The following is a 14,593-nucleotide window of genomic DNA, read 5'->3' as shown; positions in this document are numbered from 1 at the left end:
CTGAAAACCGAGGATTCACTCGGATTTGCCCCGATCCACAGCAAGCTCCCGCTGCCTATAATCGAACGATCGTTCCTAATCATCGCTTCGGGGCATGCTTACGCTAGCGTCGAACGAGATGACACATCAGGAGACTCGTCTCATGGCCCTTCCCGCCGTCCTGCAGAATCTCGCGCTTCCCGTCATCGGCTCGCCGATGTTCATCGTCAGTTACCCCGAGCTCGTGCTCGCGCAATGCAAGGCGGGTATCGTCGGCTCGTTTCCCGCGCTGAACGCGCGGCCGGCCGAATTGCTCGACGAATGGCTCACGCAGATTCAGGCGTCGCTCGCCGAACATAAGGCGGCGAATCCGGATGCGGTCGTGGGACCGATCGCGGTGAATCAGATCGTGCATCAGTCCAACGCGCGGCTCGAACACGACGTGCGCGTGTGCGTCGAGCACAAGGTGCCGATCTTCATCACGAGCTTGCGCGCGCCGGTCAAGGAGATGATCGACGCCGTGCATTCGTATGGCGGCATCGTGCTGCACGACGTCATCAATCTGCGGCACGCGCAAAAGGCGCTCGACGCGGGCGTCGACGGGCTGATTCTCGTCGCGGCGGGCGCGGGCGGGCACGCGGGCACCACGTCGCCGTTCGCGCTCGTCGGCGAAGTGCGGCGCATTTTCGATGGACCGATCGTGCTGTCGGGATCGATCGCCAACGGCGGCTCGATCCTCGCCGCGCAGGCAATGGGCGCGGACCTCGCGTACATGGGCACGCGCTTTATCGCCACGCGCGAGGCGCATGCGCTCGACAGCTACAAGCAGGCGATCGTCGATTCGTCCGCGGCGGACATCATCTACACGAATCTTTTCACGGGCGTGCACGGCAACTACATTCGCCGGAGCATCGTGAACGCGGGGCTGGATCCGGACGCGCTGCCCGAATCCGACAAGACCGCGATGAATTTCGGCGACGGGTCGAGCAAGGCGAAGGCGTGGAAGGACATCTGGGGCGCGGGTCAGGGCGTCGGCCTGATGCACGACACGCCGAGCGTCGCCGAACTGGTCGCGCGGCTGAAAGAAGAGTATGAGGAGGCGAAGAGGCGGCTGGCGATTCGTTGATCCGCCCGTTCGAATTGGCCTAAAAAAAACACCGCGCACTCGGCGCGGTGTTTTCTTTTGCGGCCCTGGCGCTCCGCTTAGAACTTTGCGCGGATGCCGACGCCGAACGTATCGCCCGAGGACATGCCGGTGTACTTGTCGTTCAGGTACGCGGCGTACACGTCGGTGCGCTTCGAGAGCGGATAGTCGTAGCCGACCGCCCAGCTCTTGTGCGTCTGATCGAGGCCGCCGTTGCTGCGCGAATACGCGTACGACGCCATCACCGTGCCGGGGCCGACCGGCACCGTCACGCCGCCCTGACCCGTGTTGACGTGGAACGAGGTCGGTTCGATGTCGTTCTTCGTGTACATGTACTGCGCGAAGAACTTCACGTATTTCATGTCGAACGACGCGCCCAGTTGCCCGACGCTCTGGCTCTTGAAGCCGGGAATCGTGAAGGCATTGGACGTCGGCAGATCGCCCGGCGTGTTGTTGAAGTTCACGTACTGATAGACGCCGGTCGCCGCGAACGGGCCGTGGAAGTACAGGAACTGCGCGCTGTACTTCTTCGAGCGGTTGTCGCCGGCGCTGTTGCCGAACGCGTACATCGCGCTGCCCGAGAGGCCGTTGAAGTCAGGCGTCGTGTACTGCACGGCGTTGTTCCAGCCGGAGTCGCCCGTCACGCCCTGATCCGTCGTGTACGTCGGGAACGTGCCCTGACCGAGGAACACGTGAGCGACCATCGGCGAGAACACGTACGAGTCGACGAACGGGTTGAACAGAATCGTCGAGACGAAGAGTTGCGTGGTCAGGCGGCCAGCGGTGAACGTACCGATCGGACCTTGAATGCCGACATACGAGTTGCGGGCGAAGAACGTGTCGCCGTCGAAGCGGCCGTAGCGACCGTTCTGCGCGCGGAAGAAGCTCTCCAGCGTGAAGATCGCCTTGTAGCCGTTGCCCAGGTCTTCGGCGCCCTTCATGCCCCAGTACGACGTCGACATGCCGCCGCCGCTGACGTTCCACGCGCGCTGGCCGCCGGGAAACTTGGTGGCGCCGACCCATTCGTCGACCTGGCCATACAGCGACACGCTCGATTGCGCGTGAGCGGCGCCGGCGGCGAAAAAGCCGATCATCGCTGCGACTGCGGTGGCCCTGACCGCTGCTTTCAGCGTGTTGCGCGGCGCACGGTTGACGGTTGGCATCTTGAACTCTCCTGTCTTTGTCGAAAATTAATAGCGTGGCGGGCGAGAAACGTGGCGCTCGCCTCGTCTTGACCGGCTAATGGGCTTCTGACGAGAGGCATCGCGTGTGGAGCGGCACCATCTTTACGGACCATTTCTCCGGTCAAAAATCTTTATCGTTATTGCGGGTATAGCGTTTCGAGTACTCCGTCATGCGAGCGTCGATCACGGCGCTCATGCTTCTCGCGCGCCGCCCGCTCAAAGCGGCTGCGAACCACGCGATGCGACCCACCGCAAAGCAGGCGCAGCGCGCCTGTCGACGCGATGAAAGGAGTTTCGAAACAAAGGGAAGCGCGCAATGAGCCGAAGGCCGCATTGTCCTTGCGCGGAAAAAAGAGGGGAACGTCTGACAGGAAAAGTGACGCGTTATTGTGGCGAGATTACGTCACCGTGACACGCGGGCTGGACGCGCCAATTGTTTTTCGTTAACTAGGACGAAACACCAGAGCGCGCATGCGCGAGAGACGCGCGGTGGCGGACGGGCCGCTTCAGTTGCGGAAGTTCGACGCGGCAGGCGCGCGGCCGTCGTCCGACGGGCGGCCCTGCGGACGGGGCACGTTGCGTTCTTCGTTATAGCGCGTGATGTCGGCGCGGATGGAGCCTGTGCCGCGGAACGACGCGGTCTGTTCGCCGCGCGGCGTCGGGCGCATTTCGGCGCTCACGGGGGTCAGCCCTTCTTTGGCGGCGATCGGCGTGGCATGCAGAGACTGGCGGCTCGCAGGCGAATCCTCGAATACGGCCGACGACAACCATTCGACGCGCGGCCCCGCGAGCGCGAGCGATCCCGCCGCCGCGACCCCGATCAGCGCGGTGGAAACGAGAAACCGAGTCGTCTTGCGAAAGCCTGTGGGCGCCATGTCAGAACTGCCTGCATTCAGCACGAAATTCATCCGGTCAACCGCAGCCGGAGCCGCGATACGGAGGCGCGAGCCGTCATCGATGCCTGCAAACCGCTATCGACTCGAACGATGAGCGCACCGCCCGACCAGCGCATCCGATAATTTATTAACCTTCGCGCAAGCCGTCGAGCCAAAAAGTGTTAGGCCCGCGCGATGGTTGTAACACCATGTTACGTCAGAGTTTTTTCGCTTCGACGTCCTTATTTGCGTGCGGATTCATAGGACGATAGCGTCGTCTTTCGAGAGCAAGCGCGGCCTGGAAGTTGCTGCGAGTCGCCAGCGTTCCGCCCGCTTTCATGCGAAAGCGGAATCAATCGATCGAAGAAATGAATTTGCCAATTCAATCGACCGCAGGCGAAAATCATGGTTTTCCCTGACGCGACGCTATCCGGACCGGACGGCCCGGCGCGCACGAGTGCGAGACTCCTAGATGGCACGGCCCAAATTTCTTCCTGACAACTTCACGCTTGCGCTGATCGGCACCGTCACCATCGCCAGTTTGCTGCCGTGCCGCGGCAGTGCGGCGGTCGCGTTCAACTGGGTCACCGACATCGCCATCGGGCTGCTGTTCTTTCTGCACGGCGCGAAGCTCTCCCGCGAGGCGATCGTCGCCGGCGCGACGCACTGGCGTCTGCACTTGCTCGTGCTGCTCAGTACCTTCGTGATGTTTCCGCTGCTCGCCGTTGCGCTCAAGCCTCTCTTGAGTCCGCTCGTTACCCCGGCGCTTTACACCGGCATCCTGTTTCTCTGCACCTTGCCGTCCACGGTGCAGTCCTCCATCGCGTTCACGTCCATGGCCAAAGGCAACGTGCCGGCCGCCGTGTGCAGCGCGTCGGCCTCCAGCCTGCTCGGCATTTTCATCACGCCCGCGCTCGTCGGGCTGCTCGTGAGCAATCACGGCGCGACCACCGGCTCGCCCTGGCACACCGTCGGCAATATCGTGCTGCAACTGCTCGTGCCGTTCGTTGCGGGCCAATTGCTGCGTCCGGCTATCGGCAAGTGGGTGGACCGCCACAAGCCGGTGCTGAAGTTCGTCGATCAGGGCTCCATTCTGCTGGTCGTCTACGTGGCTTTCAGCGAAGCGGTGAACGAAGGTATCTGGCATTCGATTCCTGTCTCGGCGCTCGCGGGCCTGCTTGTCGTGAACATTCTTCTGTTGGCGGCTGCGCTCTTCATCACCGCGTTCAGCGCGAAACGGCTGGGCTTCAGCCGCGCGGATCAGATCACCATCATCTTCTGCGGCTCGAAAAAGAGTCTCGCGTCCGGCATTCCGATGGCGAAGGTCATCTTCGCCTCCCACGCGGTGGGTGCGGTGGTACTGCCGTTGATGCTCTTCCATCAGATCCAGCTGATGGTCTGCGCCGTACTGGCGCAGCGCTGGGGCTCGCGCAGGACTGCCGCCGAGCCGGCGCGGGAAGGCAAAACCGTCGGGGCACCCGCTCGCCGTTGACCGCTGCATCGTCTTTCTCCGGTTCGCAACAGGCCGCCTCGTGCGGCCTTTTTGTCATTTGAGCCGAAGCGTCTTTCGACGTCGACTCGGCCGAACGGCATAGGCCAAAAAACCTGCTCATTGGCAGCGTCACGCGACAGTCGAATGTCGGAAGTCCGGCGCTTTTGCCTATGCCATTCGGCCGAGTGTCAATCGGGTACATGACTTGCCACACTGCGGTCATAACTCGCATAGGCGAGCACGGGGAAAGCCATGAACAGCACATCACTTATCCAAGAACTTCTGCTGCAAGGAGCCGCGCGTCGCATGCCGCGGCTTCGGTGAAGCTATCCCCGCGAATGGACAGAAAGAACATTGCATGGCTACGCTGAAAGCTCGCGTTTCGCCGTCGCAGCAGGAGAAGCCCTCCGCCCAAGGCACGCCGGAATCCACATGGCAAAGCTGGGGGCGCCTCGACGCATTGCCGGAAGTGCATCCGAGCGATCTCGTTCCGCCCGGCGCACGCGCAGTAGTCGTCGCGCCGCATCCTGACGCGGAAGTGCTGGGCATGGGTGGATTGCTCGCGCAGCTATCGGAGACGAGCAGGCACCTTTTGATCGTCGCGGTCACGGACGGGACGGCAAGCCACCCGAATTCCACCGAATGGACGCCGGAGCGCCTCGCCGCCGTTCGCCCGATGGAAACGCGCGAGGCGTTGCAGCGGCTGCATCTCAGAAACGTTCAGGTAGCGAGGCTCGGCCTGCAGGATGGCAGCGCGCAAGACATGGAGCCGGGCTTGTCGGGTTATCTCGCCAGCCACTTGCGCCCGGACGACATCGTCTTTGCGACCTGGCGTCACGACGGCCATCCGGATCACGAGGCGGTGGGGCGCGCCGCGTTCTCGGCCGCCACTGCGCTCGGCTTGCCATTCGTGGAAGTGCCGCTTTGCACCTGGGACTGGGCCTCGCCCGACGATACCCGCGTACCGTGGAGCCGCGCCCGCAAGATCGTGCTCGACGGAGAAACGCTCGCGCGCAAGCTGCGGGCGGTGCAGGCTTTCCGCAGTCAACTGGAACCGGACCCGGCGACAGGACAGGCGGCGGTGCTACCGGAGCACGTGCTTGCGCGGCTGACGCGGCCTTATGAGGTCGTGCTGATCTGAGCGGCGCGCAAACGCCAGGGGCAAAGCACGCCCCGATGCGGCGTAGCGGCAGCGAGCGCGAGATTGCGTCTCTTCTCAAAGAAGGCGTACGGCAGCTTCACGCGCTCGCTCGGACTGAGCGCGCTGCCGACCGTGCATGCGGAAAACGGCCAACGCGTGTTCTCGTTCCAGAAGGGCTTAAATGGGACTGAAGGCGCATCCGCTGTCGCGTCCGCCTGAACTGGAGGCGAGGCGGCCGAGCGCGTTCATACCGACCGGACCGGGCAACGAAGCCAACGCGCAAAGGCGCAGGTGGCCCACCGACCACGTCCACCCTTTTACTAAACAACGCCCCAAACCTCGAACCCTCCTACCCGCAAGCCTTAGTGGTTTTCTCTAGGCGCTCCCGCACGCGTCCCGCTGCACTTTTACTATACAATCCGCCCCCAACAGCGCCGGGGTGCCGCGCGCTCTCGCCTCATCCTAGAGAAGAACACGATGGCCACTACCATCCGCGATGTCGCACGCGCGGCGAGCGTCTCCATCGGGACGGTTTCGCGTGCGCTCAAGAACCAGCCGGGCCTTTCGGAGGCCACGCGCGTGCGCGTCGTCGAAGTCGCTCAACGCCTCGGCTACGATTCCGCGCAACTGCGCACGCGCATCCGTCGCGTGACCTTTCTGCTGCATCGGCAGCACAACAATTTCGCCGTCAGCCCGTTCTTCTCGCAAGTGCTGCACGGCTTCGAAGAAGCATGCCGCGAGCGTCGTCTCGTGCCGTCCGTGCTCACCGCCGGACCGACGCAGGACCTCGCGCAGCAACTGCGGCTGCACGCGCCGGACGCCATCGCGGTCGCGGGCTTCGTCGAACCGGAACTGCTCGCGCATTTGCAGTCGCTCTCGCGTCCCATCGTGCTCATCGACTTGAGCGCGCCCGGCTTTCGCTCAGTCGACATCGACAACGCAAAGGGCGCGGCGCTCGCCATGCAGCATTTGTTCGCGCTCGGACGGCGGCGCGTCGCGTTTATCGGCGGGTCGCTCGCGCATCACAGTATCGCGCAGCGGGCGCTCGGTTATCGCAAGGCGTATTTCGACGCGGGCCTGCTCTTCGATCCGACCCTGGAAATCACCGCGCAGGCCGGCGTGCCTGCCGACGTCGCCGCCGCCGACGCCATGGAGCGCCTGATTGCCGAGACGCGCGCACAATCGAGTCCGCTGCCCGACGCGGTTTTCGCCTATAACGATGCAGCGGCCCTCGCGGCCATGCGCGTCTGTCTCGCGCAGGGCTTGCGCGTGCCGGAGGACATCGCGTTCGTCGGCTTCGACGACATTCCCGCCGCCGCTCACAGCGCGCCGCCGCTCTCGACGGTCGCCGTGGACAAGGAAGCACTCGGGCGGCGAGGCGTCGAAATGCTGCTCGACGACCCTTCGACCCCGCCGGATCAGGCCGACTCGCTGATGAGCGTGGAATTCATCGCCCGCGCGAGTTCGGGCGCGAAAGAGGAGATCCGCACGCCATGAACACGACCGCTTCGGCCGCCGTCGCCGCCGTCGTTCCGGGGGAAGCGCCGGAAGGCGGAATCGACTTCCGCAGCCGCGACTTCCTGCTTTCGCACGTCCGCGGCACGCTCGCCTTCTACGCGCCAACCGGCCGCGATCCGTCCGGCGGCTTCTTCCACTTCTTCAAGGACGACGGCACCGTCTACGACCGCACGACGCGCCATCTCGTCAGCAGCACGCGCTTCGTCTTCAACTACGCGATGGCGTATCGCCACTTCGGCGATGCGCAATTCCTCGACGACGCCCGGCACGCGTTCCGCTTCCTGCGCGACGCGCACTGGGACGCCGCAAACGAAGGCTACGACTGGGAAATCGAGTGGCGCGACGGCCAGAAACGCACGCTCGACGGCACGCGCCATTGCTACGGCATGGCGTTCATGCTGCTCGCGTGCGCGCATGCGGCCATGGCGGGCATCGACGAAGCGCGGCCCATGATCGACGAAACGTTCGCGCTGATGGAACGCCGCTTCTGGGACGCCGAAGCGGGTCTATACGCCGACGAAGCCACGCCCGACTGGCAGCTTTCGGACTACCGCGGGCAGAACGCGAACATGCACGCGACCGAAGCGCTGCTCGCCGCCTACGAGGCGACCGGCCACGTGCTCTATCTGGACCGCGCCGAGAAGATCGCGGGCAACATCACGCTGCGGCAGGCGCGGCTGTCGAACGGCCTCGTGTGGGAGCATTTTCATCGCGACTGGTCGGTGGACTGGCATTACAACGAATCGGACAGCTCGAACATCTTCCGGCCGTGGGGCTTTCAGGCGGGGCATCAGACCGAATGGGCGAAGCTGCTGCTGATTCTGGAACGTCATCGGGCGCTGCCGTGGCTCGCGCCGCGCGCCATCGAACTGTTCGACGCGGGCTTTTCCCGCGCATGGGACGACCAGCACGGCGGCCTGTACTACGGCTTCGGCCCCGACGACAGCATCTGCGACCACGACAAGTACTTCTGGGTGCAGGCCGAGAGCTTCGCGGCGGCGGCGCTCCTCGGCGCGCGAACCGGCAGCGAACGCTTCTGGGACTGCTACGACGAACTGTGGCGCTATAGCTGGGCGCACTTCGTCGATCACCGCTACGGCGCGTGGTATCGCATACTGACCTGCGACAACCGCAAGTACGGCGACGAAAAGAGTCCCGCCGGCAAGACCGACTACCACACCATGGGCGCGTGCTACGAAGTGCTGAACGCGCTCGCCTCGCCGCACAACTCACGGTAAGCACGATGGCAACCGATCACACCACTTTTCCGCAGTTCGTCTCGGCCGGCGACATTCTCACTGACCTCATCCGCACCGGCGAGTCGAGCTGGCTGTCGCGTCCGGGCGGCGCGGGCTGGAACGTCGCGCGCGCCGTCGCCCGGCTCGGCCTGCCGACCGCGTGCGCCGGCTCGCTCGGCACCGACAATTTCTCCGACGACCTCTGGCAGGCGAGCGTCGCTGCGGGCCTCGACATGCGCTTCATGCAGCGCGTCGAGCGTCCGCCGCTGCTCGCCATCGTCCACAAGACGCAGCCGCCGACCTACTACTTCATGGGCGAAAACGGCGCGGATCTCGCCTTCGATCCGGAAAGGCTGCCGCAAGGCTGGATGGAGCGCGTGAAGTGGGCGCACTTCGGCTGCATCAGCCTCGTGCGCCAGCCGCTCGGCGCGACGCTCGCCGCGCTCGCCGCGAAACTGCGCGAGCACGGCGTGAAGATCAGTTTCGATCCGAACTACCGCAACCTGATGGAGCACGGCTACGAGCCGATCCTGCGCAACATGGCGAGCCTCGCCAATCTCATCAAGGTGTCGGACGAAGACCTGCACATGCTGTTTCGCGGCATTCCCGAGGAAGACGCGCTCGCGCAACTGCGCGCGATGAATCCGCAAGCCACCGTGCTCGTCACGCGCGGCTCGTCGGAGGCGACGCTTTATGCCGGCGATGAAGCGTTCAGCGCGCGTCCGCCGGTCATCGAGGTGGCGGATACGGTCGGCGCAGGCGACGCGTCCATCGGCGGGCTGCTCTATAGCCTGATGGCGCGTCACGGCGGCTGGCCGGACCATCTGAAGTTCGCGCTCGCGGCGGGCGCGGCGGCGTGCCGTCACTCGGGCGCGCATTCGCCGTCGCTCGACGAGGTCGAGGAATTGCTCGGCTAAGGACTCAAGCGCGGATTCGAGCGCGCCGCAGTCACACGCGGCGCATGACCGCGTGCTAGCATGAATTTTCATGCTTGAGTCCTTGGGCCAGAGGCGAATCCATCATGGAAGACACGACCTACACGAAAGGCATCTACACCGCGACGATCGGCGTGCGGGCCATCGACGGCGGCAAGTTCCAGGGGCTCGTCTCGCTCTCGCGCGACGACGGCGAGCAGCCCGACGCGACGCTCTACGAAGTGGAAGCGGCTTCTGAGAACGAGCACGAAGCACTCGACGAAGCGCGGGCGCTCGCGCACCGCATCCTCGGGGAAATCGAACTGTAGCTGGGGGAAAGACGGCGCCAGCGCCGTCCACTGCATCGGAGGGCGACATGCCGGACCAGGTCTTCCTATATGGCGTCTATTCCATCCACGTGCGGCCGATCGAGCTTCAGGGCCCGCGCTGGGACGCCGAGTACGAGATTCGCCATCTGGACAAAGCCGTGCAGGACTGGAAGACAGTCGGCGGCGACGACGGGCTCCCGACGTCCCACGAAGCCATTCAGCTCGCGCACCTGCGCGCGGTCGCGGACATCGACGCCGGCGCGGGCATTCCGAAGCCCCGCGCGTTTCCCTGACTCTCCGCTCAATCCACTGGCATTTTCGGGTGCGGCCTGAGTCCGAGGCGCTCCGCCTCGCGATGATCGATCGCGGCCGCGCGCTCGTAGCCTTCGCGCGCTACCGCCCGTTCGACATAATCGAAGAGCACGCCTTGCGGCTCGATCAGCCTCGCGACGAACGCAATCTGCAGCGTGCTCGCGAGCAGGATGTCGGCGGCGGTGAACGGCTCGCCGAGCAGCCACGGCCCTTCTTCGAGCGCGCTTTCGATCGCGTGCTCCACCCGCGCGAGATCGCCCCAGCCGAAGCTGAAGGTGTTGCCCTGCGCGCCGGTCATGCGCTCGGCCATCGCCGGCTCCAGGCATGAGCCGGTGAAGAACATCCATTGCAGGAACCGGCCGCGCGCCGGGTCCGAAAGCGGCGCGCCCAGACGCGCGTCCGGAAACCGGTCGGCCAGATAGAGCAGCACCGCGCCGGATTCGGCCACGCGCACGCCGCCGTCGTCGAGCGCGGGGAGCTTCGACATCGGGTTCACGCGGCTGAACGCGGCTTCGTTCTGCGCGCCCGCGCGAATGTTCACGAACGCCAGTTCATACGGCTCGCGCAGTTCTTCGAGCATCCACAGCGCGCGAAATGCGCGTGTCTTCGGCCAGTAGAAGAGTTTCATCGGCGTCGGCCTTGTCTCGTTTCGGGAGCGATCAGGTTAGTCCCATTCAGCGCCGCCACGCGAGCGGCGCGGCTGCGGGTTTACGCCGACGCGCGCCCGGATCGAGCAGATTTCTCCCGTTTATCTCGAAAAAGCCTGCGTCGTTTCTCAACGCCTGCCGAATTGCAGCGAGTGCGAAAAAACATTCCGCTTTCGGTGACAAAGAATGATGTATCGCCTCACAGACCCGCCTCACATACAAAGAACGAGACAACCATGAACGCACGCGTCCCCGCCGATGCCCTGTCGCCTCGCCTCAACGAACCCGCGCTGTCCGACTATCAACTCGCCGACAACCTGAGCGCCACGGGCGGCCGAATCTTTCTGACGGGCACGCAGGCGCTGGTGCGTCTCGTGTTGATGCAGCGCGCGCTCGACCGCGCCGCGCATCTGAACACGGCCGGATTCATCAGCGGCTATCGCGGCTCGCCGCTCGGCATGGTCGATCAGCAACTGTGGAAGGCGAAAAAGCTGCTCGCGTCGCATGACGTGCGCTTTCTGCCCGCGATCAACGAAGAACTCGGTGGCACCGCCGTGCTCGGCACGCAGCGCGTCGAAAGCGACCCGGAGCGCACCGTCGATGGCGTCTTCGCGATGTGGTACGGCAAAGGCCCGGGCGTGGACCGCGCGGGCGACGCGCTCAAGCACGGCAACGCGTACGGCTCGTCGCCGCACGGCGGCGTGCTCGTGGTGGCGGGCGACGACCACGGCTGCGTCTCGTCGTCGATGCCGCATCAGAGCGATCAGGCGATGATCGCGTGGCACATGCCGGTGGTGAATCCGTCGAACGTGGCGGACATGCTCGAATTCGGGCTGTACGGCTGGGCGCTCTCGCGCTTTTCAGGCGCGTGGGTCGGCTTCAAGGCCATTTCCGAGACAGTCGAATCCGGCTCGACCGTCGATCTCGATGCGCTGAAGACCGACTGGACCACGCCCGACGGCTTTACGCCGCCGCCGGGCGGCCTGCATAACCGCTGGCCGGATTTGCCGAGCCTCACGATCGAAGCGCGCCTGCACGCGAAGCTCGACGCCGTGCGCCACTTCGCGCGGACGAACAGCATCGACAAGTGGATTGCGCCGAGTCCTCGTGCGAACATCGGCATCGTGACGTGCGGCAAGGCGCATCTCGATCTGATGGAGGCGCTGCGCCGTCTCGACCTGACCGTTGACGATCTCGACGCTGCTGGCGTGCGCATCTACAAAGTCGGGCTGTCGTTTCCGCTCGAAACCACGCGGCTCGATGCGTTCGTCGAAGGGCTCGCGGAAGTGCTCGTGATCGAGGAGAAGGGGCCGGTCGTCGAGCAGCAGATCAAGGATCATCTGTACAACCGCGCTCAAGGCGCGCGGCCGGTCGTGATCGGCAAGACCACGCAGGACGGCGCGCCGCTGCTTTCCGCGCTCGGCGAGTTGCGGCCCTCGCGCGTGCTGCCGGTGTTCGCGCAATGGCTCGCGCGCCACAAGCCGGCGCTCGACCGCCGCGAGAAAGTGGTCGATCTCGTCGCGCCGCAGATTCTGTCCAATATCGCCGATGCCGTGAAGCGCACGCCCTACTTCTGCTCGGGCTGCCCGCACAACACGTCGACGAAAGTGCCGGAAGGCTCGGTGGCGCAGGCGGGCATCGGCTGTCACTTCATGGCGTCTTGGATGGAGCGCGACACGACCGGGCTCATCCAGATGGGCGGCGAAGGCGTCGACTGGGCCTCGCACGCGATGTTCACGAAGACGCCGCACGTCTTCCAGAATCTCGGCGACGGCACGTACTTTCACTCGGGCATTCTCGCGATCCGTCAGGCCGTGGCCGCGAAAGCCAACATCACCTACAAGATTCTCTATAACGATGCCGTCGCGATGACGGGCGGCCAGCCGGTCGACGGCAGCATTTCGGTGCCGCAGATCGCGCGGCAAGTGGAGGCGGAAGGCATCGCGCTGCTGGTCGTCGTGAGCGACGAACCCGAGAAGTACGAAGGCCACGAAGACCAGTTCCCGCGCGGCACGACCTTCCATCACCGCAGCGAACTGGATGCCGTGCAGCGCCGCCTGCGCGACACGCCCGGCGTGACCGTGCTCATCTACGACCAGACGTGCGCCGCCGAAAAACGCCGCCGCCGCAAGAAGGGCGAGTTCCCCGATCCGGACAAGCGCCTTTTCATCAACGAAGCCGTGTGCGAAGGCTGCGGCGATTGCGGCGTGCAGTCGAACTGTCTTTCCGTCGAACCGGTGGAGACTGAACTGGGACGCAAGCGCCGCATCGATCAGTCGTCGTGCAACAAGGACTATTCGTGCGTGAACGGCTTTTGCCCGAGCTTCGTCACGCTGGAAGGCGCGAAGCTGAAGAAAGCGGACGGCCACGCGTTCGATCCCGCCGAACTCGCACGCCGCGTCGATGCGCTGCCGCCGCCGCGCGCGCATCTCGATCACGCGCCGTACGACATGCTGGTGACGGGCGTGGGCGGCACGGGCGTCGTCACGGTCGGCGCGCTCATCAGCATGGCGGCGCATCTCGAAGGCAAGAGCGCGTCGGTGCTCGATTTCATGGGCTTCGCGCAGAAAGGCGGCTCGGTGCTGTCGTTCGTGCGCGTGGCGAGCGAAGACGCGCTGCTCAACCAAGTGCGCATCGACACCCAGCAGGCTGACTTGCTGCTCGCCTGCGATATGGTCGTCGGCGCCAGTCCCGAAGCGTTGCAAACGGTGCGGCATGACCGGACGAAGATCGTCGTGAACACGCACGCCATTCCGAACGCGAGCTTCGTGCAGAACCCGGACGCGAATCTCCACGCCGACGCGCTGCTCGACAAGATGCGCCACGCGGCCGGCGCGGATGCCGCCGATGCCTTGCAAACCTGCGACGCGCAATCGCTCGCGACGCGCTTTCTCGGCGATACCATCGGCGCGAATATCGTTATGCTCGGCTTCGCGTGGCAACTCGGGCTCGTGCCCGTGTCGCACGGCGCGTTGATGCGCGCGCTCGAACTGAACAACGTGGCGGTCGCCGCGAACAAGCTGGCCTTCGCGATCGGCCGGCTCGCGGCGGCGGACATGAACGCACTCGATGCGCTCGCGTCATCGCCGCAGCAAAAGCGCGTCGCGATGGCGGACATGCCGCTCGCCGACCTCATCCGCGACCGCGAGCAACGGCTTCTCGCGTATGGCGGCGCGAAATACGTCGAGCGATATCGTGCGCTGATCGCGCGGGCATCGGTCAATGAAGACGTGAAGCGCGCCGTGGCGATCACGTTCTACAAGCTGCTCGCGGTGAAGGACGAATACGAAGTCGCGCGCCTGCACGCGGACCCGGCGTTCCGCGCGGCGCTCGCCGCGCAGTTCGAAGGCGCGCCCGGCGACGCTTACACCGTGAAGTTCAACCTCGCGCCGCCCGCGTTGTCGCACGGCGCGCCGAAGAAGAAAACTTTCGGCCAGTGGATGTGGCCGGTGCTCGGCGGCTTGTCGAAGCTGCGCGCGCTGCGCGGCACGGCGCTCGATCCGTTCGGCAGAACGCTCGAACGCCGCATGGAACGCCAGCTTGCCAAGGACTACGAAATCACGATGCAGCGCGCGCTCGCCAAACTCGACGCCGCCAACGCCAAGGACGTCGCCGCGCTCGCCGCGCTCTTCGAGCGCGTGCGCGGCTACGGTCACGTCAAGCTCGCGAATCTAGCGATGGTCAAGCGCAGCGAGCGCGAACTCGTCGCGCGGCTCGGCATCGAAGCGGCGACGGGCGATGCCGTGCGCGCGTCCATCGAAGCGATGAAAGGTGCGTCGTCGCTGAAGGGCATTCCGGTCGTCGTCGCGAAGTAGCGAAG

13 protein-coding genes are annotated in these 14,593 nt (G+C 65.0%); 10 read left to right on the top strand and 3 right to left on the bottom strand.

The genetic code is table 11. The features are described from left to right. Window positions 1–142: 142 nt before the first annotated feature. On the top strand, window positions 143–1,105 hold the full coding sequence (locus NCR35_RS01875) for an NAD(P)H-dependent flavin oxidoreductase (RefSeq protein ID WP_250532799.1): 963 nt from the start codon (window positions 143–145) through the stop codon (window positions 1,103–1,105). Between the two features lie 77 nt (window positions 1,106–1,182). On the opposite strand, the gene NCR35_RS01870 is transcribed toward NCR35_RS01875, so the two are convergent. Both NCR35_RS01870 and NCR35_RS01865 read right to left on the bottom strand, forming a co-directional pair. Then, window positions 1,183–2,286, bottom strand: coding sequence for a porin (locus NCR35_RS01870; protein WP_206467342.1), 1,104 nt, complete (start codon window positions 2,284–2,286; stop codon window positions 1,183–1,185). A gap of 527 nt (window positions 2,287–2,813) precedes the next feature. After that, a complete protein-coding gene (locus NCR35_RS01865) occupies window positions 2,814–3,182 on the bottom strand; it encodes a hypothetical protein (protein ID WP_250532798.1) in 369 nt (122 codons plus the stop codon). 472 nt (window positions 3,183–3,654) lie between these two features. On the opposite strand from NCR35_RS01865, the gene NCR35_RS01860 reads away from it, so the two are divergent. From NCR35_RS01860 to NCR35_RS01825, 8 genes are all read left to right on the top strand, one after another. Next, window positions 3,655–4,674, top strand: a complete 1,020-nt coding sequence (locus NCR35_RS01860; protein WP_250532797.1) for a bile acid:sodium symporter family protein — start codon at window positions 3,655–3,657, stop codon at window positions 4,672–4,674. A 358-nt stretch (window positions 4,675–5,032) separates the two neighbouring features. Next, window positions 5,033–5,815: a PIG-L deacetylase family protein gene (locus NCR35_RS01855; RefSeq protein WP_250532796.1), complete on the top strand. Its 783-nt coding sequence runs from the start codon at window positions 5,033–5,035 to the stop codon at window positions 5,813–5,815. Window positions 5,816–5,878: 63 nt separating this feature from the next. Continuing rightward, window positions 5,879–6,034: a hypothetical protein gene (locus NCR35_RS01850; RefSeq protein WP_250533002.1), complete on the top strand. Its 156-nt coding sequence runs from the start codon at window positions 5,879–5,881 to the stop codon at window positions 6,032–6,034. 258 nt (window positions 6,035–6,292) lie between these two features. Continuing rightward, window positions 6,293–7,312 (top strand): LacI family DNA-binding transcriptional regulator, encoded by a 1,020-nt coding sequence (locus tag NCR35_RS01845; protein WP_250532795.1) that lies wholly within the window; start codon window positions 6,293–6,295, stop codon window positions 7,310–7,312. Continuing rightward, window positions 7,309–8,571: an AGE family epimerase/isomerase gene (locus tag NCR35_RS01840; protein WP_250532794.1), complete on the top strand. Its 1,263-nt coding sequence runs from the start codon at window positions 7,309–7,311 to the stop codon at window positions 8,569–8,571. Before NCR35_RS01845 ends, NCR35_RS01840 begins: the two co-directional genes overlap by 4 nt. Window positions 8,572–8,576: 5 nt before the next feature. Beyond that, window positions 8,577–9,488, top strand: a complete 912-nt coding sequence (locus NCR35_RS01835) for a carbohydrate kinase family protein (RefSeq protein WP_250532793.1) — start codon at window positions 8,577–8,579, stop codon at window positions 9,486–9,488. A gap of 104 nt (window positions 9,489–9,592) precedes the next feature. Further along, on the top strand, window positions 9,593–9,814 hold the full coding sequence (locus NCR35_RS01830) for a hypothetical protein (protein ID WP_159837620.1): 222 nt from the start codon (window positions 9,593–9,595) through the stop codon (window positions 9,812–9,814). Window positions 9,815–9,861: 47 nt separating this feature from the next. Beyond that, window positions 9,862–10,107, top strand: a complete 246-nt coding sequence (locus NCR35_RS01825) for a hypothetical protein (protein WP_175938958.1) — start codon at window positions 9,862–9,864, stop codon at window positions 10,105–10,107. 8 nt (window positions 10,108–10,115) lie between these two features. On the opposite strand, the gene NCR35_RS01820 is transcribed toward NCR35_RS01825, so the two are convergent. After that, on the bottom strand, window positions 10,116–10,754 hold the full coding sequence (locus NCR35_RS01820) for a glutathione S-transferase family protein (protein ID WP_175938956.1): 639 nt from the start codon (window positions 10,752–10,754) through the stop codon (window positions 10,116–10,118). Between the two features lie 255 nt (window positions 10,755–11,009). Between NCR35_RS01820 and NCR35_RS01815 the strand changes: the two genes are divergently transcribed. Then, window positions 11,010–14,588, top strand: a complete 3,579-nt coding sequence (locus NCR35_RS01815) for an indolepyruvate ferredoxin oxidoreductase family protein (RefSeq protein WP_250532792.1) — start codon at window positions 11,010–11,012, stop codon at window positions 14,586–14,588. Window positions 14,589–14,593 lie beyond the last annotated feature (5 nt).

It is taken from the genome of Caballeronia sp. AZ10_KS36, from assembly GCF_023631105.1.
GTDB lineage: Bacteria > Pseudomonadota > Gammaproteobacteria > Burkholderiales > Burkholderiaceae > Caballeronia.
This window is presented reverse-complemented; position numbering and strand designations above follow the sequence as displayed.

Excerpts from the sequence above, each read along its gene's own strand:
- NCR35_RS01875 (WP_250532799.1), top strand. The coding sequence starts at position 143 with ATGGCCCTTCCCGCCGTCCTGCAGAATCTCGCGCTTCCCGTCATCGGC.
- NCR35_RS01870 (WP_206467342.1), bottom strand. The coding sequence starts at position 2,286 with ATGCCAACCGTCAACCGTGCGCCGCGCAACACGCTGAAAGCAGCGGTC.
- NCR35_RS01865 (WP_250532798.1), bottom strand. The coding sequence starts at position 3,182 with ATGGCGCCCACAGGCTTTCGCAAGACGACTCGGTTTCTCGTTTCCACC.
- NCR35_RS01860 (WP_250532797.1), top strand. The coding sequence starts at position 3,655 with ATGGCACGGCCCAAATTTCTTCCTGACAACTTCACGCTTGCGCTGATC.
- NCR35_RS01855 (WP_250532796.1), top strand. The coding sequence starts at position 5,033 with ATGGCTACGCTGAAAGCTCGCGTTTCGCCGTCGCAGCAGGAGAAGCCC.
- NCR35_RS01845 (WP_250532795.1), top strand. The coding sequence starts at position 6,293 with ATGGCCACTACCATCCGCGATGTCGCACGCGCGGCGAGCGTCTCCATC.
- NCR35_RS01840 (WP_250532794.1), top strand. The coding sequence starts at position 7,309 with ATGAACACGACCGCTTCGGCCGCCGTCGCCGCCGTCGTTCCGGGGGAA.
- NCR35_RS01835 (WP_250532793.1), top strand. The coding sequence starts at position 8,577 with ATGGCAACCGATCACACCACTTTTCCGCAGTTCGTCTCGGCCGGCGAC.
- NCR35_RS01830 (WP_159837620.1), top strand. The coding sequence starts at position 9,593 with ATGGAAGACACGACCTACACGAAAGGCATCTACACCGCGACGATCGGC.
- NCR35_RS01825 (WP_175938958.1), top strand. The coding sequence starts at position 9,862 with ATGCCGGACCAGGTCTTCCTATATGGCGTCTATTCCATCCACGTGCGG.
- NCR35_RS01820 (WP_175938956.1), bottom strand. The coding sequence starts at position 10,754 with ATGAAACTCTTCTACTGGCCGAAGACACGCGCATTTCGCGCGCTGTGG.
- NCR35_RS01815 (WP_250532792.1), top strand. The coding sequence starts at position 11,010 with ATGAACGCACGCGTCCCCGCCGATGCCCTGTCGCCTCGCCTCAACGAA.